Source organism: Planococcus alkaliphilus (genome assembly GCF_057031095.1).
Genome location: NZ_CM168060.1, coordinates 2,037,416 through 2,058,446, shown reverse-complemented (window position 1 = coordinate 2,058,446; position 21,031 = coordinate 2,037,416). Strand labels below are relative to the sequence as shown.

The following is a 21,031-nucleotide window of genomic DNA, read 5'->3' as shown; positions in this document are numbered from 1 at the left end:
AACGGTTTTTTTTGTTGGATTTTGTTATGATAACTATAACAATGGAGGCGAAATAAAATGAAACAATATTTGGATTTATGCAAGCATATTTTAGACAATGGCACGAAAAAAGAAGACCGGACAGGAACCGGCACTTTGAGTGTTTTCGGCTATCAAATGAGATACGACCTAAACGAAGGCTTCCCATTGATGACTACTAAAAAAACGGCGTTCCGCCTGATTGTCTCAGAGCTCCTGTGGTTCATCAAAGGCGACACAAATGTAAAGACTTTATTGGCAGAAAATAATCATATTTGGGATGAATGGGCTTTTGCAAAATGGGTTGATAGCGATGAATATAAGGGGCCGGACATGGCGGACTTTGGCCGGCGCGCCCAGAAAGATCCGGAGTTTTCAGCTATATATGAAGAGCAGATGGCGATTTTTCAGCAGGAAATTTTGGGCGATCCAGGCTTTGCTGAGAAATACGGCGACCTTGGACCGGTTTATGGCAGGCAATGGCGCTCTTGGGCTAAAACAGACGGCGGTTCCATCGATCAGCTAAAAAATGTGATCAATGCGATAAAAAATAATCCGGACTCACGCCGCCATTTGGTGACTGCATGGAATCCGGAATTCGTTGACGATATGGCGCTTCCGCCTTGCCATACGATGTTCCAGTTCTACGTCGCAGACGGCAAGCTATCGTGCCAATTGTATCAGCGCAGTGCCGATGTATTCCTAGGGGTTCCATTCAATATTGCTTCCTATGCATTGCTCACGCACCTCATTGCACGGGAATGCGGACTCGGGGTAGGGGATTTCGTCCATACTACTGGAGATACCCACCTTTATGTAAACCATCTGGAACAAGTGAAGGAGCAATTATCACGCGATCCTAAGAAATTGCCGGTTTTGAAAATAAACGAAGAAGTCGGTTCGATATTCGATTTGAAAGTGGAAGACATTCAAGTCGAAGGATACGATCCGCATCCGCGCATTAAAGCACTTGTAGCGGTATAAACGGCTGCAGACGAATAATGGAGGGGTTTTATTGATCTCGTTAATGGTTGCACATGACCCGAATCGGGTAATCGGAATAAATAATGAATTGCCTTGGCATATTCCAGAAGATCTGGCGTATTTCAAGAAACATACAGTCGGCAAAAGCATAATTATGGGGCGCAATACGTTCGAATCGATCGGACGTCCTTTGCCGAAGCGAAAAAACATTGTCGTGACGCGAAACAAAGACTATCATGCAGACGGCATCGAAATCGTCCATGATCTGGATGAAGCGATGGAACGGGGCAAGGGGTTGCACGATGAAATCATGGTGATCGGTGGCGAGCAGATTTTCAGATCAATCTTGCCAAAAGCCGATCGTTTATACATCACATTGGTGCAAAAGGAATTTGAAGGCGACACGTTCTTCCCGGAATATGGCGATGAATGGGAATTGGTTTCCAAAGCCGATCATCTCTCTTCCACAGGAATACCATTTTCCTATCTTGTTTTTGAGAGAAAGGGCTGAGTAAGCTAAGATGTATAATTCAGTTAAGACGTTTTCTTTTTTATTCGGCTATTTGCCGATTGCAGCCATGAACCTCAAAAAGTTTAAAGCGCAAAAAGCGAGTATGTCAAAAGCGGAGTATGATGCTTTAATCCATTCTGAACCTCAAAAATGGGCAGCTGGCATTATGAAGCGGACAAAAAGCAAAATTGAAATTGACGGTTTGGAAAATCTTCCCGAAGGCCCTGTATTGCTTATCAGCAACCACGAAGGGAATTTTGATATCCCTGTGCTGCTGTCATCCATTCCGAAGCCTTTCGGGTTTATTTCTAAAAAAGAAGTGAAGAAGTTGCCGATCATTCCGCATTATATGGAAGAAATGAATTGTGTGTTTCTTGATCGAACGGACCGGAGAAGTTCTTTTAAGTCGATTGCGGATAGTGCGGAAAAGCTGAAAGCTGGCCATTCCATCTTGATTTTTCCGGAAGGGACAAGGAGCAAAGGCGCAGGAGTCGGCGACTTCAAATCGGGTTTTATGCGCATCGCCAAAGATTCAGGTGTACCGATTGTGCCGATTGCCATCCATGGAACATTCGCGGTCATGGAAAAAAACAACAATAAAATCCGTCCTGCTGATATCAAGGTGAGGGTATTAAAGCCGATCGAAGCTGACTTTATAAAAGAAACGGATGCGAAAATCCTGATTCCTTTGATTCGTTCAAAAGTGGAAGAAGCGGTGGCGTTGATAGGAAGTGGAAAAACAGGTCTGCTATAGATCTGTTTTTTTACACAAATTCACCGGAAGTTTTAGATGGACCAACTAAAGGAATATATTATGTAGGAGTGATTTTATGCCGAAGATACACGTTGTTACGGATTCAACAGCAGATTTAAAACCCGATGTGATTGAAAAATACAATCTCCATGTCATGCCTTTGAATATTCAAATCGATGGCAAGAGCTATTTAGACCGGGTGGATTTGGAACCGAAATCGTTTTTGGAAATGATGGCCACTTCAAAAGAATTGCCGAAAAGTTCACAGCCTGCCCCTGGAATCTTCAAAGAACTCTATGATCGGCTCGGAGCAAACGGCGATCAAGTTCTTTCTATTCATATGACCGGCGGCATGAGCGGGACGGTTGAATCGGCCCGGACAGCCGCAGAACTCACTGATTCGGACGTCACCGTCATCGATTCCCGCTACATTTCCCATGCCCTCGCATTCCAGGTTTTCGAAGCTGCTGATATGGCGGCTGAAGGGAAAACGATGGAAGAAATCGTTCAACGAGTGGAGGCCATCAGAGAAAATACAAAGTTATTCGTCGTAGTTGATACGCTGGAAAACTTAGTAAAGGGCGGACGTATCGGCAAAGGGAGAGCCATGATCGGCTCATTTTTGAAGATCAAACCAATCGCTTCCCTAGACGGAGGAGAATACACGCCGGTGGCGAAAGCCCGGAGCTACAAACAAGTTGTTCAATATTTGATGAATGACTTCAACGAGCGGACTGCGGGGAAAACGGTAAAAGGAATCGGAATTGCCCACGCGGAAGGATTGGCAATGGGGGACCCGTTAAAACAACAGCTTGAGCAAGAAGGGCATACCAATATTAAATTCGACTACACAACCCCGGTAATCTCGACGCATACAGGAGTTGGAGCTATTGGTTTCATGTTCTATACAGACTGAACAAACCGTCAAATGGATTCTGTTAAAGGGGCGACTAAATTGAAACGCATCCTGTTTATTTTAATTTTAGCAGCGGGAATCTTAGCGGGATGCAGCTCATCGTTCATTTTTGGGAAAGACGAAGCCGAACCTAGGGTCCCAATCGCTTTTTCTGAATACCGGGTGCCGCCGAATTTCGTACCGCAAGCACTGATTATTACAGCTCTCGGCGACTCGCTTTCGCAAGGAGTCGGCGATACTGAAAATTTGGGTGGTTATACCGGCAGGCTAGCGGATGAAATCAGTGAATGGCCGGGAGTGCGGGGGACAATAGTCGAAAATACCGCCAAACGTGGGCGCAGAAGCGATCAGCTGCTGGCCATGTTTCCAAAAGGGGTATTGACCGGCCCAATTACGGAAGCGGATTACGTCACGATGACGATTGGCGGAAACGATATCATGAAAATTGTCAAAAGGGACCTTTTTTCCTTGAATATCGAAGCTTTTAAAGACGAACTCGTTTTATATGAAAATCGCTACCGCACTATTTTTAAATCCATCCGCGCAATCAACCCTTCTGTTCCCATCATTGCTGTCGGCATATACAATCCTTTTTCTTTAATCACCGATGAAGTGGCAGAATTTGAAGAAATCATAACCAATTACAACGAGGCCATGAAGGAAATAACAGAAGAAGATCCGCTTGCCTGTTTTGTTCCAGTCGAGGATCTGTTTGTCGGCAACGACAATCTTGTATACCATACAGATTTTTTCCATCCGAACAGTAAAGGCTACGAGCTGATGACCGAACGGATTGTTGAAAGAATGGGAGAATGCGGACTTAGTTATCAAGAATAGGAGGGGTTTAATTGAAGATTTGGCGTTCCGCTTTTTTAGTGCTGCTGACAGTGAATATTCTTGCTATCCTTGCCTTGTTCCTATTGATCACCACACCAGCAGAAAAGCATTCATTAGCGGATTCAAGTGCAGCACAGAATAATTTAGCCGGAAACTCGGTAATCATAAATGTAACTAAAGACGATTTCGAAGGCATTGCCAACACTTACATTCAAGAGGCAATGGCTGACCAGCCAATCCCACTCGCTTTGTCGGTAGATGATGATGTGAGCTTATCTACAGAGCTGGAAGTTTTTTCGATCACGTTGCCAATCTTGTTAAGATTTGAACCGTTTGTCCAAGAAGACGGCAATTTGCTTCTTCAGCAAAAGTCGGTCGAGGTCGGTATGCTGGATATTCCGCCTGAATCTGCGTTAAAATTGCTAAGAGACTCAGTAGAGCTTCCGGATTTCATGGAAGTTGAGCCTTCCGAGGAATCAGTGTTGCTGAAATTGACAGATATCCCGTTGAATGGCGGAATCGCAGTTAGGGCAACCTCTTTCAATCTCGAAGAAGATGATATACGTTTGCGTGTAACGATTCAGAGATAAGGATGGTGGAATTGGATGAAGACAGAAAAAGCGACATTTGCAGGCGGCTGTTTTTGGTGTATGGTCAAGCCTTTTGATTCCTATGATGGAATTGAGTCAGTGCTAAGCGGCTATACAGGCGGCGATTTGCCTAATCCTACTTATGAACAAGTGTGTTCAGAAACGACCGGCCATTATGAAGCGGTCCAAATTACGTTTCAGCCTGAAATTTTTTCCTATGAAAAACTTTTAGAAATTTTTTGGAGCCAAATTGATCCGACAGATGCAGGCGGCCAGTTTTTCGACCGCGGCCAATCGTATCAAACGGCGATTTTCTATCATTCGGAAGAACAGCGACTTGCTGCTGAACAATCTAAAGAAGACCTGGAAAACTCAGGGAAGTTTTCAAAACCGATAGCAACTAAAATTCTCGAAGCCAAGCCGTTTTATTTGGCAGAAGATTACCATCAGGATTATTATAAGAAAAACCCTGCCCATTACAACCGCTATTCAGTTGGATCGGGAAGAGCGGGGTTCATTGAAAAAAATTGGGGTGGACAATCATGAAAGAAGATTTAAAAGCAAAATTGACGCCGATGCAATATCATGTCACGCAGGAAAACGGTACGGAACCGCCGTTCCAGGGCGAATATGATCAATTGTTTGAAGACGGCATTTATGTAGACATCGTTTCAGGAAAGCCGCTTTTCAGCAGCAAAGATAAATACGATGCCCATTGTGGGTGGCCAAGCTTTGCAAAACCACTGGAAGGTTCAGAAATCAAAGAGAACTTTGACACTAGCCACGGCATGAGAAGAACGGAAGTCAGAAGTGCTACAGCAGATTCACATCTTGGGCATTTGTTCCCGGATGGACCTTCTTCGCTTGGCGGCTTGCGTTATTGCATCAATTCAGCGGCATTGCGATTTGTGCCTAAAGACCAATTGGATGCAGAAGGCTTATCTGAATACAAACAACTATTTGAATGATTGGATGCCCGGACAAATGTCCGGGCTTTTCCTTGCAAAAATAGAGGAGGGGAATAGGTGAAACGTTCTTTTTATCAATTTGCGTTGAAATACCGCGGTAAGCTAAAAGCGGATGATTTCTCGGAATTTGCAGAGTCCATGTTCTTAGACCACAGCTTTCCAAAAGCATCGGAAGACTTCGAAGAATTATCTAAGTATATTGAAGAACGAGCGCATCCTGTATTAAAAGCTTCAACTTTTGATTCGATTTGGGATGAATATGTGAGGCATTAAGTTAATCGATTGCACAAGCAACGAAAAAACAGTATGATAAGAACGACTAAAATAAAGTGAGGTTTTATAAATGAGTGTTCACATCAATGCAAAAAAAGGCGATATCGCCGATACAATCCTGCTTCCGGGAGATCCGCTTCGCGCGAAATATATTGCTGAGACTTTCTTAGAAGATGCAGTATTGTATAATGATGTCCGCAATATGTTCGGCTACACAGGTACATATAAAGGCAAACGCATTTCCGTTCAAGGAACTGGAATGGGCGTACCTTCAATTTCAATTTACATTACTGAATTGATGAACGAATATGACGTACAGAAATTGATCCGTGTGGGTACTTGCGGTTCGATCCATGAAGATGTTAAAGTCCGCGACGTCATCTTGGCGCAAGGTGCATCTACAGATTCAAAAATGAACGAAATCATATTCAACGGAATCGACTATGCTCCACTTGCCGATTTTGATTTGCTATTGAAAGCTTATAATGCTGGCCTTGAAAAAGGATTGAACTTGCGTGTAGGGAACGTCTTTACTGAAGATGTATTCTACAACGAGTTCGCAGAACACGAAAAATGGGCGAAATACGGCGTTCTAGGCCTGGAAATGGAATCTGCTGCACTTTACACATTGGCTGCTAAATTTGGCCGCAAGGCATTGTCTATCCTGACTGTCAGCGACCACTTAATCACTGGAGAAGTGACAACTTCTGAAGAGCGCCAGACAACTTTCAATGACATGATCGTTGTAGCGCTTGATGCAGCAATCCAGGAATAGGAACAAAAAAAGAGACTGTCTTGACAGTCTTTTTCTTTTAATTTTTAGCCAAGCCTGATAAAATCTAAAACAGTTTGATTGGCAATTATGAAAGTGGTGAAAATGATGGATGAAAAGCGCCCAGGCGAGGAGCAACAACAGATCCCGCCGGCAGAAGAAGCTCCGTCCCATTTTATCCGGATGAAAACATTCTATTTTATCATGCTTGTTGTTCTTCTGATATTATGTACAGCGGGGTTAACCGTTTTTGCGTTGACGTTCGGAGATGAAAAAGCGGTGGAAGTGACTTCTCCGCAAAGAAGTGAGTTCCAGAAATTATATGCAGCTTATGATCAACTGCATGCTGAATATTACGAAGACCTTGATGATCAGGAATTGATCAATGGCGCAATCAACGGCATGATCGACTCGTTGGATGATCCATATAGCGATTATATGAATAAAGACGAAGCTTCCCAGTTTCTTGAAGGCATTTCTTCGAGCTTCCAAGGAATCGGAGCGGAAGTGCAGGAGCGGAACGGCTACATCAGTGTCGTATCTCCGATCAAAAATTCTCCAGCTGAAAAAGCGGGAATTATGCCTGGCGATATCATCACACAAGTGGATGGCGAAAGCATTCAAGGAATGAGTGCTTCTGAAGCGGTAATTTTAATCCGCGGCGAAAAAGGTTCTGAAGTGACCTTGACAGTGAAGCGCGGTGAATCGGCAGAGCCGATGGAATTTAAAATCATCCGCGATGAAATTCCGATTGAAACGGTCTATGCTGAAACGATCGGCGATAATGTTGCCCATATTCAAATTACCAGTTTCTCGGAAAACACATATGACGAGTTATTGGGTGCCATAACGGATATGGAAAAAGAAGGCATGGAAGCTATGGTCCTGGATGTTCGCCAAAATCCAGGTGGATTATTGACGACAGCTTTGGATATTTCGAATTTGTTCATCGATGAAGGCAAAGAGATGTTCGAAGTTCAGGCTAAAGGCGAAGAACCTGAAGTCTATATGTCTTCTCCAGGAACGAAAGTAAAAGTACCAGTCACATTGTTGATTGATGGCGGATCCGCTTCTGCTTCTGAAATTCTTGCAGGTGCCATGAGTGAATCGGCTGGAATCCAATTAGTTGGAGAAAAGACTTTCGGTAAAGGGACCGTACAAACAGCGAGCGACTTGGAAGACGGTTCGAACTTGAAATTTACGACGGCGAAATGGTTAACGCCGGAAGGCAATTGGATACATGAGAAAGGCATTATGCCGGATAAAGAAGTGGCATATCCAGAATATGCATCATTGCCGATTTTAGACCCTTCAGCTGAGCTGAAAGACGGCGCAATTTCTGAAAATGTACGGACTGCAGAAAAAATGCTGGAAGCACTCGGATTTGAAGTTGGAGAAGTAGATGGCATTTTTGAAGAAAAACTTCAAGAAGCAGTCGAAACTTTCCAGGAAGAAAATGAATTGGAAGCAACAGGCATCATAACAGGCGATACAAGTTTTGCCATTATGGATGCACTGCGCTTGAAAATTGAAAAAGACGACCCACAACTTCTAGAAGCGAAGAAAATCGTAATGGAGGAAGCTGGGATTACTGCTGAAACTGAGAAAGAAACAGAAGAAGCGGCGAAAGAAGATACAGAAGAATAAACTGGAGGTCCGCAAATAGCGGGCCTTTTTTATCTAGATGCCGATTGAGGGGGAAAAACATTGAAAGACGTATATTTATTCAGCGGTTTTTTAGGCAGCGGGAAGACGACATTATTAAAAAATATCATTCAGCAAGCGAAAGAAGCGGGGCTAAAACCTGCAGTCTTTATGAATGAGCTTGGCCAGATGAACTTTGACTCAGATGAAGTGGAAGATGGCGTGCCGTTAAAAGAACTTTTGGACGGCTGCATCTGCTGCACCGGTTCTGAACGATCAGAAGCCCAAATCCAGACTTTACTGGCTGAAGAGGAATTTGATCTGCTATTGATTGAAACAACGGGAGCTGCCCACCCAGTTGAAGCATTGGATGCCATTTTCTCACCATTATTTGCAGAGCGTTTGAATTTCAAAGGCATTATTACGGTTGCTGACAGCAAGCGCTGGCTTGACCGGGAACAACTCTCTCCGCAGATCCGATCGCTATTTATCGAACAGATTCGCCATGCAGATTTGATCTTGGCAAATAAGATGGATTTATTGAGCGAAGAAGAACAAGGAAAAGTGACTTTCGAACTTCAAGGCTTGAATTCAACAGCTGCGATTCTACAGACGACCCACTCGAAAGTTCCTTTTTCGATGCTTGAGAAATTGACCGCTTCGAAGAAAGGGGCAGTCGAATCTGCTCCAGTCTCCAAATTGAACTTAAATACACGGGTCTTTCCATTTACAAAACCGGTAAAACGCGAAGACTTTGAAGAGTGGCTTCGTGAATTGCCAGAAACGGTTTACCGCATTAAAGGGTATGTGCCGCTTGAAGGGGATAAATACCCTCATGCCTTCCAATACGCTTACGGAATGGCCCAATGGCTGCCGGAATACATGAAGATGAACACACAGATTGTCGTGATCGGAGAAGGGATCGAAGAGGTGGAATTGCCTTGATCGAAGCTTATCGGAAGCTATGGAAAAATCGGGCCGGTGCTGAAGAGGTTGAAACAGAAGAGCAGTTGGAACAAAAAATTCGCATTGAATTGAAAGATGAGCTGACCCATCCGCGACTTCGGAAGCCGGTCAAAGAAAAGCTCGCTTACGCAGCTGAGCGAATCGAACAATCCGATTTGGCAGAATTACAGAAAATCCAATTACTCGAGTTATATAAAAAGATTGCCGCTCAACTTGACTGAGCGGCAATCTTTTTTTGTTTGATCAATAAACGGATCGATAAAGTGATAGCGCCTGCAGAAAGGCCGGCGATCAATCCGATCCAATAGCCGAAAGCATCGAAACCGGTGTAGGTGGCAAGCAGGTAGCCCACTGGCAGACCGATGATCCAGTAAGAGACGACGGCCATGACAAATGTGATATTCACGTCTTTATAACCTCTAAGCGCCCCTTGCACCGGAGCTTGGATGGCATCCGACACTTGGAACAGGGCAGCAAACACGAGGAATTGGATGGCGAGTTCGATAACTGCCGGGTCAGAAGAATACAAGGCGGCGATTTGTTCGCGCATGAAAAACAGGATGCAAGCGGAAGCAAAACTGAATACGACCGCACTTCCGACGCTGAGCCAGCTGTACTCGCGCGCATCGTTGAAGCGTCTAGCCCCGACTTCAAAGCCGACGAGTATGGTTGCCCCCATCGAAATGCTGAGCGGCAGCATGTATAGAAGCGACGTAAAATTGATGGCAATTTGATGCGCTGCAATGGTAATCGTTCCGTATGTACTCATCATCAGCGTGACGGCAGAGAAAATGCTCGTCTCCGCAAAAATCGAAATGCCGATGGGGACACCGATTCGGCTGATTTCTTTTATTCGAGCAAAGGAAAGTTTCGCCCAAGCTTTGAATATGGTGAATTCAGCAAACGGTTTTCTGCTGTGGATGATCCATACCGCAATGGCAAGCACGAGCCAGTACGTAATGGCGGATGCATAACCAGCACCAGGGCCCCCGAGTTCCGGGAATCCAAAACTGCCAAAAATCAACAAATAGTTGAAAAGTACATTGATCGGCGCGGACATCAGTGAGATGAACATGGAAACGCGAGTCGCACCGAGGGCGTCAATATAGGAGCGAAGTGCATTGTAAACGAATAGTGGAATGAGCCCTAAACTCATGGCGAAGATATATTCAGCTGCTACAGCTTCGACTGCGGGTTCTAAATCCATTAGGCCAAGGAGCGGATCGATTCCGAACAGGAAAAAAAGAAAAACGGCGATGGCCAATATAACCGCCAAATAAATCCCGTGCTGCACGGCATCTTTTACTTCTTCTCTTTTCTTAGCCCCCATTAATTGTGCTACAATTGGGGTGATGGACATAAGTATTCCGGCTAGTCCGATGTAGACTGGGACCCAAAAAGACGAGCCGATGGAAACGCCGGCAAGATCTTCGGTTCCATAACGTGCGGTCATGTAAATATCAAAAAAAGTGACCAAATACATCGCTACTTGTGTAATGAGTATCGGAAAAACGATTTTGAAAAGCAATTTCAGTTTTTCGGATTTTGTTTTTGTTTCGACCATTATCCATCCTCCAGTAAGACCATCCGTCCGAATGTTAAACGGACGTCAAAAATTCAAATTAGCCTAAGTATAGCATAGAACCCTCGTGCATTTTGATGCGCGTAAGGGAGAAAAAAGAGATATTTTGAGAGAGTAGGATATTAGATGAAGAAAAGAACGATTTTATTGACAGGCGGCGGCACTGCAGGGCATGTCTCCCTGAACCAGGCCATTCTTCCGGAATTGCAGAAGCTCGATTTCAACGTCGAGTATATCGGGTCAAAAGACGGCATTGAAAGTGAACTGATTCCGGAGGCATTTCCAGCGGTGCCTTATCATGCCATTTCCAGCGGCAAATTGAGACGCTATTTCTCCATGAAAAACTTTTCGGATCCTTTCCGGGTAGGTGCAGGTTTAGTTCAGGCGTTGCGAATTATCCAAAAGACAAAGCCGGAAGCGATTTTCTCAAAAGGCGGCTTTGTATCTGTACCGGTTGCCATGGCGGGGAAATTGCTCGGCATTCCTGTCATTATCCATGAATCCGATGTTACACCGGGGCTTGCGAACAAAATCGCGATGCCATTCGCTAACCATATCTTCACCGTCTTTAAAGAAACGCTGAAACATGTGCCAACGGAAAAATCCACTTGCACCGGCTCCGTTATCCGCAGTGAACTGATGGAAGGATCAGCCGAAATCGGGAAAGAATTATGCCATTTTACAGCTGACTTGCCTGTGCTGATGATTATGGGCGGCAGCCAAGGGTCGGCAGTGGTCAATGAAGCCATCCGCAGCAACTTGCCGGCTTTAATGGAAGCTTATAATGTCATCCATTTATGCGGAAAAGGCAATTTGGATGCTTCTTTAGAGAGTTTTCCAAATTATTGCCAATTCGAGTACGTTACGACTGAACTTCCGCATTTGCTTCATATGACTGATTTTGTTGTGTCACGAGCGGGGTCGAATTCGATTTTTGAATTTTTGGCATTGAAAAAACCGATGCTCCTCATTCCGCTGTCTCGGCAGAAAAGCCGCGGGGACCAAATTTTAAATGCGCAATTATTTAAGCAGCAAGGCTTTGCGCATGTGATAGAAGAAGAGGAATTGACGCCGGAAAATTTCCTTCTAGAAATGCAAAAGCTTCATATGGACGAAGATTTGCTTGTGGAAAACATGACCTTGGCCGAACCTCCGAAAACAGCGAGCGAAATGGCCAAACTAGTGGTTGCCCACTCAAAAGCCCGCTATATCAAGAAATAAGAACGTTTTTGTACGGGAGACCCAGATTCAAAAGAACGTTCCTTTAAAGAGAAAATTTCAGCCAGGAGTGAAGAAATGGAAATTACCTTATTGAAAGTCCATGGTTCCATGAATACGTTTTACTTGTTGGAAGGTCCAGAAATTGAACATTACGATCAATTGACTCTCCAGTTATCTCAGATGGATTCTTCAGTCGACGGCTTGTTGGTTGTTCTGCCTTCAGAAAAAGACCATGCGAAAATGCGGGTCTTTAACCGGGACGGATCGGAAGCGTCGATGTGCGGCAATGGTTTACGATGCGTTGCACGCTATGTATGCGAGCGGGACGGATTGGACGAAGCAGTGATTGAAACGATGAAAGCTTCATTGGCAGTGAAAAAAGAACAGCCGCTTGCAGATGGAAATGCCATGTATGCTGTAGAGATTTCACCGGTTTCATTTGAATTGGCTGATTTGCCGATGTCTTATCAAGCAAACAGCGAATGGCTGATGAAGCCGCTGCCTTTTGTTTCAGAGGAAATCAATTTTTCAGCAGTGGCAGTGCCGAATCCGCATTTGATCGGTATTGTGCCAAAAGCTTATCAAGAAGACGATAACCACCAAAGAAAATGGGCGGAAACGTTTAACGGCCCGAATGAATTCTTTTCTGACGGCGTTAACGTCAGCTATGTGACCAAAGTGGAAACCGGAATTTTCGTCAAGACGTTTGAGCGCGGCGTCGGTTTTACGAATGCATGCGGAACTGCCATGACCGCTTCAGCTTTAATTAGCTGTTTATCGGGTATTGTCCCTTACGGAGAAGTTACGGTTTACAATCCGGGAGGCATGGTGAAATGCACAGTGGAAAAAGATGGCGAAGACTTCAAGCTTGCTTTGTCCGGCAATGCCACCTATCTTTCAAGCCATCGTTTCGAGTGGGCAGAAGAATTGAAGGACAGCAAATTCCTTTCAGCAGAGACTTTTGATGAACAGGAAGATTACGAGCGATTCATCGATCAAGTTGCAGAGAAAGCTAAACAATTCGTTTAACAGAAAAGAGTGCTGCGTATGCGTAAACCTTTTACTATGGAACAATTGGACTTGCTGTATGGAAGCTCGGAAGATTTGGCTTTTTTCATGCGGCAAGAAGGGGATACTTTTATTTATGAATATGTGAACCCGGCTTGCACGGCCGTTTTCAAGCAGGACCTTACTGGATCTTCTGTAGATGAAAGCATGCCTGCAGAATTAGCAGAGGAGATAAAGCGTTCTTATCTCACTGCCATACAAATGAAGAAATCGTATACTTATCTGGATTATAATCTTTTCAGCGAGAACCATGCGGCCAATGAAACAAGAGTGACTCCGATTTTCGCCGCTGGCATTTGTTACATTCTGGCCATTACTAAAAATGTCACACAGCAAAAGAAGGTGGAAGAGGGATACTTGTTTTACCAATCTCTCATTCGCGACTCGTTAGACCCGATGATCACCTTATCTTCGGACTTTACCATCTTCGGGATGAATGACATGTATGCCGAAACGTTCAATATCCAAAAAGAGCAATGGGCCGGTAAACATTATAGCGAACTTCCATTTGTGGACGATTATACGTTTCAGAATATTACAGAAGAGCTGAAAATTTTAAAGCAGGTGAAAGTCCACAGCATACCGTAATCAGCAGAAAGAAAAATAATGGCGAGACAGCTTTTTTTTCAGTTAATTACTCGCCGGTATACGAGGGCAAAATTATCCGTGCATTCCACATCGTTTTGCGGGAGTTGAATAATGCAGCAGAACTGATAGAAGAATTGAAGAAGACCGAAAATGTTTTGGAAAGCTATAAGTCTGCTTTGAACTATGCGGCTCTTGTTGGCATGTGGAAGCCAAACGGCCATATCGTCTATGTGAATGATAACTTCAAGAACTTGACAGGTTTTGATCGGTCAGAATTGATCGAATCAAACATCAAGGGAATCGGAAAGGCGTTCATGACAGACGAAGAATTCGATGAAATCACTAAGACGGTACTGTCCGGTGAAATTTGGCGGGGCGAACTGAAAAGCCTAACAAAAAGCGGCGGCCATTTTTGGGTGGATACAACCATTGTGCCATTAACCAGATACAACGGAAACGTTTATCAGCTATTATCCATAATGTTTGATATTACCGATCGTAAAGCGTTAGAACAGAAACTGCATTTTATGGCTTATCATGACGGGCTGACGAAATTGCCGAACCGGCTTTTGATAGTCCAAGAGTTTATGGAAATGAAAAAACGGGCAGATGAAACCGGGGATTGGATTGCCATACTTTATATGGACGGCGATGGATTCAAAGGTGTAAATGATAAATATGGCCACGATGTAGGTGATGAATTCATTTACCGCTTTGGCCAGTCCATTCAAAACAGTTTGCGCAAACAAGATATGGTGGCGCGAATAGGCGGCGATGAATTTTTAGTTGCGTTGGCTGGACTTGATCCGGAAAATGCCGCTAATCAAATCGACCGGATCATCGATCGGATTAAGAAGGAATTGCAAATTGGCTGGGAAATCGAAGGCATCCATTTTTCGCCGACAGCAACAATCGGTGTTTCAATTTACCCTGAAAATGCAGCCGAGCTGGAAACATTAGTGAATCAGGCGGACCACGCCTTGTATGAAGCAAAAAGAAATGGCAGAAATCTTGTTTTTTATTACAAAGGAACAGGAGAAAAATCCTAGGAAATCCCATTAATATCGGGTGTTGAAAGCATGAAAGCGCTTTAAAAAGCTTTATGTGAATATTTTCACTAAAAACCATTGTTTTTTTTACTGGAAGTAGTAAGATTGATATGGAAATTTGTTCTTCAAGCGATGAGCGCCTTCGCTTTATGTATCCACGTTGGCGTGATAAAATATTGAAGGTACACATATAATAATAGCGACTGCCATAAGGCAAAATAGTTGGAGGTTTTTTAATGTCTAGCAATTATTCAGATGCAAAATCCCCATGGAGCTCCATTACAGGCCCGAACCTTGGCTATGTCATGGAGATGTATGACATTTACCAAGAATCGCCGGAATTGCTTGATCCGGAATTTGCGGAGATGTTCAAACAATATGGACCACCTGTTGAAAACAGCCAACCTTCAGCAACTCAGGAAATTTCTGAGGCAGCAGGGACTGTTGAACCGAACAAATTCGGAAAAGTATTGGCTGCAGTGCAATTAGCAGAAGCGATTCGTGCACACGGCCATTTGGCGTCTGATATTTATCCGTTAAATGACCAGCCAAAAGATACTTCCCGTTTAGAACCGTCAGCGTATGGCTTAACAGAACAAGATTTAAGAGAAGTGCCGGTTTCATTGCTTCTTTCAGAAGCACCTGGCAATGTATCAAATGGTTTAGAAGCCATTGCTTATTTGAAATCGCTTTATACGGACAAAGTCGCTTTCGAGTTTTCCCATATTGTTCAACCGCAGGAACGCAATTGGATTCAAGCGAAAATCGAAGCTGGTGAATTTAAACCATCATTAGACCAAGAGAAGAAAAAAGAAGTTTTGGATCTTTTGACTCGTGTTGAAGGTTTCGAGAAATTCGTCCACCGTACTTTTGTCGGCCAGAAACGTTTCTCGATTGAAGGCGTAGACACATTAGTCTTGCTGATCGATGAACTGGTTCGTTTGTCAGAAGAAAAAGGAACAGAAAAAATTATGATCGGGATGGCGCATCGCGGTCGTTTAAATGTGCTTACGCACATTTTGCATAAGCCATACGAAATGATGTTTGCCGGCTTTGCTCATGTCGGAGACGAAGCTTTCCTGCCGGAAGACGGATCTGTCCAAATTACAAAAGGCTGGTTCGGCGATGTAAAATACCATATGGGTGCTGCTTATACTTCACCTAAAGGTACGAACATCAAACTTGCTTACAACCCGTCGCATTTGGAAATCGTCAGCCCGGTAGTTGCAGGACAAACGCGTGCTGCACAGGAAACGACGAATCAGCAGGGCATTGCTGCGATCGACTCTAAAAAAGCATATGCGATTTTGGTTCACGGGGATGCTGCATTCCCAGGACAAGGCGTTGTAACGGAAACGTTAAACTATAGCCGCATCCGAGGATTCCAGACTGGTGGTTCGATCCACGTAATCGCCAACAATATGATCGGTTTTACGACGGAGCAATACGATTCCAGATCGACTCATTATTCTTCAGACCCTGCAAAAGGCTTTGAAGTTCCTGTAATCCATGTGAATGCAGACGATCCAGAAGCGGTTATAGCAGTTGCCCGTTTTGCGTTTGAATACCGCGAAAGATTCGGCAAAGACATTTTGGTTGATCTGATCGGCTACCGCCGTTATGGACATAACGAAATGGATGAGCCATTAGTGACAAATCCGATGATGTACCATGAAGTCCATAAGCATGACACTGTCCGGGAATTATATGGACAGCAATTGGCTGCAGAAAAAGTTCTTTCAGAAGACGATGTAAAAGCATTAGATGCCGATACGCAGAAAGAAATGCAGGAAGCCTATGACCGCGTGAAAGAAAACAAAACAGACGATGCACCGAAATTGACGATGCCGGAAGCAGTCTTAAACGGCTATCCGGAAGTTCCGACTGGCGTCGATAAAGATGTACTTGTGAAAATGAACGAAGAATTGCTGACTTGGCCAAATGATTTCTCCGTGTTCAGCAAATTAGCCCGAATTCTGAAACGCCGTGAAGATCCATTTAATGGAAAAGGGAAAATCGATTGGGCACATGCGGAAACATTGGCATTTGGCGCAATTCTGCAAGATGGCCATCCAATCCGTTTAACAGGGCAAGATGCGCAGCGCGGAACTTTCGCTCATCGCCACCTTGTGCTTCATGACGATAAAACAGGGAAAGAACTTGTTCCGCTTCACCATATCTCTGGAGCAAATGCTTCTTTTGTCGTTTACAACAGTCCATTAACCGAATCGGCTGTTCTGGGGTTCGAATATGGCTATAATGTTGAAAATGAAAATGCATTGGTCATTTGGGAAGCTCAGTATGGAGATTTCGCCAATATGGCGCAAATGATGTTCGACCAGTTCATCTCTGCTGGACGTTCTAAATGGGGGCAAAAGTCTGGCCTTGTTATGCTTCTTCCACACGGCTACGAAGGCCAAGGGCCGGAGCACTCAAGCGCTCGACTTGAACGCCATCTTCAAATGGCAGCTGAAAACAACTGGACGGTAGCCAACTTGTCCAGTGCAGCGAACTATTTCCACATTCTTCGCCGCCAAGCAAAAATGCTGAGCGAAGAGGCAATCCGCCCGTTGATTATTGTTTCGCCTAAATCCCTGCTGCGCCACCCATTAGTAGGGGCGGAAGTGGATGATTTGACTGAGGGCCATTTCCAGACGGTTATTGAACAGCCTGGAATGGGAACAAAAGACAAGAAAGTGGAGCGCATTCTTTTCGCCAGCGGCAAAATGGCAATCGATTTGGCTGAACGTGTGAAAGATGGAAAAGGCTACGACTGGGCACATATTGTCCGTGTTGAACAGCTTTATCCATTCCCAGCAGAGAAAATCCAGGCAATTGTTGACCGCTACTCGAATGTCAAAGAGCTTGGCTGGGTACAGGAAGAACCGCAAAACATGGGTTCATGGACTTTTGCAGAGCCATATCTTCGTGAAATCGCTGCAGGCAACGACGTATCGTATTACGGACGCATCAAACGCCAAAGCCCAGCTGAAGGCGACGGAGAAGCTCATAAAGCGGAACAAACTCGGATCATCGATGCGGCATTGGCAAAAGCGTAATCCTTTCACTAAGGGGAAGCTTTTCCTGTGCAGTGTCTGATACAATAAGATGAACGGTTAAGAACGGGATATTCTAAGGAGGAATTTTTTGTGGCAGAGATCAAAGTACCAGAATTAGCAGAATCGATTACAGAAGGAACGATTGCGCAGTGGCTTAAACAACCAGGCGAAACAGTTGAAAAAGGAGAATTCATCGTTGAACTTGAAACAGACAAAGTAAACGTTGAAGTGATTTCCGAAGAAGCCGGAGTTGTCCAAGAGCATTTGGCGCAAGAAGGCGATACTGTGGAAGTTGGACAAGTTATCGCGATCGTTGGCGAAGGTTCAGGGGAAAGCGCAGCAGCTGCACCGAAAGCGGAAGCTCCTGCACAATCAGAAGAACCAGCTAAATCAGAAGCTCCTGCAACAATGGAAGCGAACGAAAAAGCACCGGCAATCGAAGAGCAATCTTCTACTGACCGTACTATTGCAAGCCCGGCTGCACGCAAATTAGCTCGTGAAAAAGGCATCGACCTTGCTGCCATTTCACCAGTTGACCCAATGGGCCGTGTTCGCGTTCAAGACGTGGAAGCTCACGGTTCTAAACCGGCTACAGCGAGTGCGCCAGCAGCAAAAGCGGAAGCGCCAAAAGCTTCAGCTCCTTCTTCAGATGAAGAAAGCGGCCGCATTGTGCGCGAGAAAATGTCTCGCCGCCGCCAAACAATCGCAAAACGCCTGCTTGAAGTACGCCAGTCTACTGCGATGTTGACAACATTCAACGAAATCGATATGACAAACGTTATGGCACTTAGAAGCCGCAAAAAAGACAAGTTCCAGCAAGACCATGACGGAACTCGCTTAGGCTTCATGTCATTCTTCACAAAAGCGGTAACTGCAGCTCTTAAAAAGTATCCATACGTAAATGCTGAATTAGATGGCACTGATCTTCTATTGAAACAGTTCTATGATGTGGGTATCGCAGTTTCTACTGAAGAAGGCCTAGTAGTGCCGATCGTCCGTGATACAGACAAGAAAAACTTTGCTGAAATTGAAGAAAGCATTGCAGATCTTGCTAAAAAAGCACGCGATAAAAAACTTTCAATTGCCGATATGACAGGTGGATCTTTCACAATCACTAACGGTGGTGTATTTGGTTCATTGATGTCAACGCCAATCTTGAACGGTACACAAGTAGGGATTCTTGGAATGCACACAATCCAGAAACGTCCGGTAGCAATCGGCGATTCAATCGAAATCCGTCCGATGATGTACGTGGCTCTTTCTTATGATCACCGCGTAATCGATGGAAGCGATTCTGTTGGATTCCTGAAAATGGTAAAAGAATTAATCGAAAACCCGGAAGATCTTCTATTAGAATCTTAAGAAGTATTTCCTTTACAAAGGGAGCTCTGCATTTGCAGGGCTCCCTTTTCTTATGCGATGATAGATGAGAGAGCGGTTGAAGGCGGTGGGAACCATGGACATCAGTTTTTTTGTGGAATTAGTGAAGGAATATGGCTATGTGAGCATGTTCATTTTTAATTGGCTCTTACTGTTCGGCTTGCCGATTCCAAATGAAGTGGCTGCCGCTTTTTCTGGGGTTTTGACGGAAGTCAGTTATTTTAAGCCGGTTTACGCGTTTATTTCCGCGTATCTGGGTCTGATCACGAGCAATAGCTTCGCTTATTTCATTGGGCGGATGCTTGGCAACCGTTTAATACATCGGTTAAATCGTACGCGGCTAGCAGGCGTAATTTCCCGTTTTTCAGAGTTCCTTGAAAAGCATGGACCATTAGCGATTTCGTTTAGTTTCTTTTTGCCAGGGATCCGGTGGGCTATGCCGTATGTTGTAGGTGCGAACCGTTATCCTTTTTCATCCTACATGCTTTATGCCTATACCGCTGGCTTTGTCTGGATGCTTGTTTATTTCAATATCGGACGGACGTTTCCATACGCCTACCAATCCATCCTTGAAAACCTCCAGATGTTTTTCATTGCGCTGTCTGTAATTGTCGTTTTGCTGGTGTCGGTCCGTTTGCTTTGGAGCAAGAAAACCGGCAGCAATAAGCGCAATTGAATTTTTATCGTTTTTTCCTTATACTGAAGGTAGACATATAGAAAAGGATGAGGCATGTGATTCACAACGAATGGCTGACAAAAGAGACAATCCGTACAGTAACCTGTACCCATACAAATGCAGCGAAATTTTTGGTTTCCAATGTTTTGACTGAAGGCAAAACATACGAAGTGAAAAATGAAACGGAAGAATTCATCTTTGTCGTGGACAATACGGGCAAAGTTGGCGGATTTTACAAAACTTATTTTGAATAATGGATGAAAGCCGGTGCCAGCTCATCGGTTTTTTTCTTTGAAAAGAGGGAGAATACATGGCTTTAATGGATCAGCAAATTGATAAAAGAAATCGAACGGGCAAAGATTATGGCGATGACACAAAATTGATTGCGGCCGGAGGGTATATCGCTCCGGACGAAAATCTTTGGCAGGATATATTGGCAGCTGTCGTTCTGCAGAAGCCGGTATTGCTGAAAGGGCCGACGGGCGCAGGAAAAACAAAGCTTGCTGAAAGCATATCAGCCCAATTTGGCCAGCCGATGCAAAGCATCAACTGTTCGGTTGATTTGGATGCAGAAGCGCTCTTAGGCTTTAAAACTTTAACTCAGCGAAATGGGGAAAGCCAGATTGAATTCGTGGAAGGCCCGGTCATAAAAGCGATGAAAAATGGCCATTTCCTTTATATTGACGAAATCAATATGGCAAAACCGGAAACCTTGCCGATCCTCCACAGCGTATTGGATTATCGCCGCATGATGACCAACCCTTTTACAGGAGAAGTGATAGAAGCACATCCTGATTTTGGGGTGATTGCCGCTATAAACGAAGGCTATATCGGAACGGCCCCGATGAATGAAGCATTAAAAAACCGCTTTATCGCGTACCCGATCCCGTATTTGACGGGGGAGCAATTGCAGCAATTATGGGACCGTGAATTTCCGGATGCGAATTCGGGCTTGAAAACTTTTATGCTCGATTTGGCATCGGACTTGATGAAACAAGTTCAAAATGGGCTATTATCAGAAGAAGCAGCATCCATAAGAAGCTTGCTCGATGCCACAGCGCTGGCAGAGCATATGGATCCGCTGCGGGCGGTCCGTTATGCGATAGCTGAGAAGCTCGAAGATGAAAGCGAACGCGACTTGTTTATGGATCTCGCAAATACGTGGAAAAAGTAGG

At 44.5% G+C, this 21,031-nt stretch carries 23 protein-coding genes; 22 read left to right on the top strand and 1 reads right to left on the bottom strand.

The features are described from left to right. The first annotated feature begins 57 nt into the window (after positions 1-57). The 13 genes from AC2EXB_RS11060 to AC2EXB_RS11000 all read left to right on the top strand — a co-directional run bounded on the left by AC2EXB_RS11060 (position 58) and on the right by AC2EXB_RS11000 (position 9,454). Positions 58-1,002, top strand: coding sequence for a thymidylate synthase (locus AC2EXB_RS11060; RefSeq protein ID WP_483601436.1), 945 nt, complete (start codon positions 58-60; stop codon positions 1,000-1,002). A gap of 31 nt (positions 1,003-1,033) precedes the next feature. Further along, positions 1,034-1,513, top strand: a complete 480-nt coding sequence (locus AC2EXB_RS11055) for a dihydrofolate reductase (RefSeq protein ID WP_251473835.1) — start codon at positions 1,034-1,036, stop codon at positions 1,511-1,513. Positions 1,514-1,523: 10 nt separating this feature from the next. Then, entirely contained in the window at positions 1,524-2,267 is a 744-nt protein-coding gene (locus tag AC2EXB_RS11050) for a lysophospholipid acyltransferase family protein (protein WP_483601435.1), read from the top strand. A 76-nt stretch (positions 2,268-2,343) separates the two neighbouring features. Continuing rightward, positions 2,344-3,183, top strand: a complete 840-nt coding sequence (locus AC2EXB_RS11045) for a DegV family protein (protein ID WP_483601434.1) — start codon at positions 2,344-2,346, stop codon at positions 3,181-3,183. Positions 3,184-3,222: 39 nt separating this feature from the next. Beyond that, positions 3,223-4,020 (top strand): GDSL-type esterase/lipase family protein, encoded by a 798-nt coding sequence (locus AC2EXB_RS11040; protein ID WP_483601432.1) that lies wholly within the window; start codon positions 3,223-3,225, stop codon positions 4,018-4,020. An 11-nt stretch (positions 4,021-4,031) separates the two neighbouring features. Beyond that, positions 4,032-4,610 carry a YpmS family protein gene (locus AC2EXB_RS11035; protein ID WP_483601430.1) on the top strand — a complete coding sequence of 193 codons (579 nt, stop codon included), beginning with the start codon at positions 4,032-4,034 and terminating at the stop codon, positions 4,608-4,610. A 15-nt stretch (positions 4,611-4,625) separates the two neighbouring features. Continuing rightward, positions 4,626-5,156, top strand: a complete 531-nt coding sequence (gene msrA, locus AC2EXB_RS11030; protein WP_483601428.1) for a peptide-methionine (S)-S-oxide reductase MsrA — start codon at positions 4,626-4,628, stop codon at positions 5,154-5,156. Then, on the top strand, positions 5,153-5,578 hold the full coding sequence (msrB, locus tag AC2EXB_RS11025) for a peptide-methionine (R)-S-oxide reductase MsrB (RefSeq protein ID WP_235196364.1): 426 nt from the start codon (positions 5,153-5,155) through the stop codon (positions 5,576-5,578). The genes msrA and msrB overlap by 4 nt, the downstream gene beginning before the upstream one ends. A gap of 57 nt (positions 5,579-5,635) precedes the next feature. Continuing rightward, a complete protein-coding gene (locus tag AC2EXB_RS11020) occupies positions 5,636-5,851 on the top strand; it encodes a YozE family protein (RefSeq protein WP_483601426.1) in 216 nt (71 codons plus the stop codon). A 70-nt stretch (positions 5,852-5,921) separates the two neighbouring features. Continuing rightward, positions 5,922-6,626, top strand: a complete 705-nt coding sequence (deoD, locus tag AC2EXB_RS11015) for a purine-nucleoside phosphorylase (protein WP_235196362.1) — start codon at positions 5,922-5,924, stop codon at positions 6,624-6,626. 105 nt (positions 6,627-6,731) lie between these two features. Further along, positions 6,732-8,270, top strand: a complete 1,539-nt coding sequence (locus tag AC2EXB_RS11010) for a lmo1851 family serine protease (RefSeq protein WP_483604742.1) — start codon at positions 6,732-6,734, stop codon at positions 8,268-8,270. Between the two features lie 60 nt (positions 8,271-8,330). Continuing rightward, positions 8,331-9,212 carry a CobW family GTP-binding protein gene (locus AC2EXB_RS11005; protein ID WP_483601424.1) on the top strand — a complete coding sequence of 294 codons (882 nt, stop codon included), beginning with the start codon at positions 8,331-8,333 and terminating at the stop codon, positions 9,210-9,212. Further along, on the top strand, positions 9,209-9,454 hold the full coding sequence (locus AC2EXB_RS11000) for a hypothetical protein (RefSeq protein ID WP_483601423.1): 246 nt from the start codon (positions 9,209-9,211) through the stop codon (positions 9,452-9,454). The genes AC2EXB_RS11005 and AC2EXB_RS11000 overlap by 4 nt, the downstream gene beginning before the upstream one ends. Here the strand turns inward: AC2EXB_RS11000 and AC2EXB_RS10995 are convergent. Then, a complete protein-coding gene (locus tag AC2EXB_RS10995) occupies positions 9,442-10,797 on the bottom strand; it encodes an MATE family efflux transporter (RefSeq protein WP_483601422.1) in 1,356 nt (451 codons plus the stop codon). The genes AC2EXB_RS11000 and AC2EXB_RS10995 overlap by 13 nt on opposite strands. 144 nt (positions 10,798-10,941) lie before the next feature. Between AC2EXB_RS10995 and AC2EXB_RS10990 the strand changes: the two genes are divergently transcribed. The 9 genes from AC2EXB_RS10990 to AC2EXB_RS10950 all read left to right on the top strand — a co-directional run bounded on the left by AC2EXB_RS10990 (position 10,942) and on the right by AC2EXB_RS10950 (position 21,030). After that, the gene (locus tag AC2EXB_RS10990; protein ID WP_483601420.1) at positions 10,942-12,036 is read left to right on the top strand and encodes an undecaprenyldiphospho-muramoylpentapeptide beta-N-acetylglucosaminyltransferase; all 1,095 of its coding nucleotides are present in this window, start codon (positions 10,942-10,944) and stop codon (positions 12,034-12,036) included. A 75-nt stretch (positions 12,037-12,111) separates the two neighbouring features. After that, positions 12,112-13,065: a diaminopimelate epimerase gene (gene dapF, locus AC2EXB_RS10985; RefSeq protein ID WP_483601418.1), complete on the top strand. Its 954-nt coding sequence runs from the start codon at positions 12,112-12,114 to the stop codon at positions 13,063-13,065. Between the two features lie 18 nt (positions 13,066-13,083). Next, complete coding sequence (locus tag AC2EXB_RS10980; protein ID WP_483601416.1) at positions 13,084-13,692, top strand: PAS domain-containing protein; 609 nt, start codon at positions 13,084-13,086, stop codon at positions 13,690-13,692. 104 nt (positions 13,693-13,796) lie between these two features. Continuing rightward, positions 13,797-14,741, top strand: a complete 945-nt coding sequence (locus AC2EXB_RS10975) for a sensor domain-containing diguanylate cyclase (protein WP_483601414.1) — start codon at positions 13,797-13,799, stop codon at positions 14,739-14,741. A 236-nt stretch (positions 14,742-14,977) separates the two neighbouring features. Next, a complete protein-coding gene (locus AC2EXB_RS10970) occupies positions 14,978-17,800 on the top strand; it encodes a 2-oxoglutarate dehydrogenase E1 component (protein WP_483601413.1) in 2,823 nt (940 codons plus the stop codon). Between the two features lie 90 nt (positions 17,801-17,890). Then, positions 17,891-19,162 carry a 2-oxoglutarate dehydrogenase complex dihydrolipoyllysine-residue succinyltransferase gene (gene odhB, locus AC2EXB_RS10965; protein ID WP_483601411.1) on the top strand — a complete coding sequence of 424 codons (1,272 nt, stop codon included), beginning with the start codon at positions 17,891-17,893 and terminating at the stop codon, positions 19,160-19,162. A 94-nt stretch (positions 19,163-19,256) separates the two neighbouring features. Then, positions 19,257-19,856, top strand: a complete 600-nt coding sequence (locus tag AC2EXB_RS10960) for a DedA family protein (protein ID WP_483601409.1) — start codon at positions 19,257-19,259, stop codon at positions 19,854-19,856. A gap of 56 nt (positions 19,857-19,912) precedes the next feature. Beyond that, complete coding sequence (locus AC2EXB_RS10955; protein ID WP_052651494.1) at positions 19,913-20,110, top strand: DUF6501 family protein; 198 nt, start codon at positions 19,913-19,915, stop codon at positions 20,108-20,110. A 65-nt stretch (positions 20,111-20,175) separates the two neighbouring features. After that, positions 20,176-21,030, top strand: coding sequence for an AAA family ATPase (locus tag AC2EXB_RS10950; RefSeq protein ID WP_483604740.1), 855 nt, complete (start codon positions 20,176-20,178; stop codon positions 21,028-21,030). Position 21,031 lies beyond the last annotated feature (1 nt).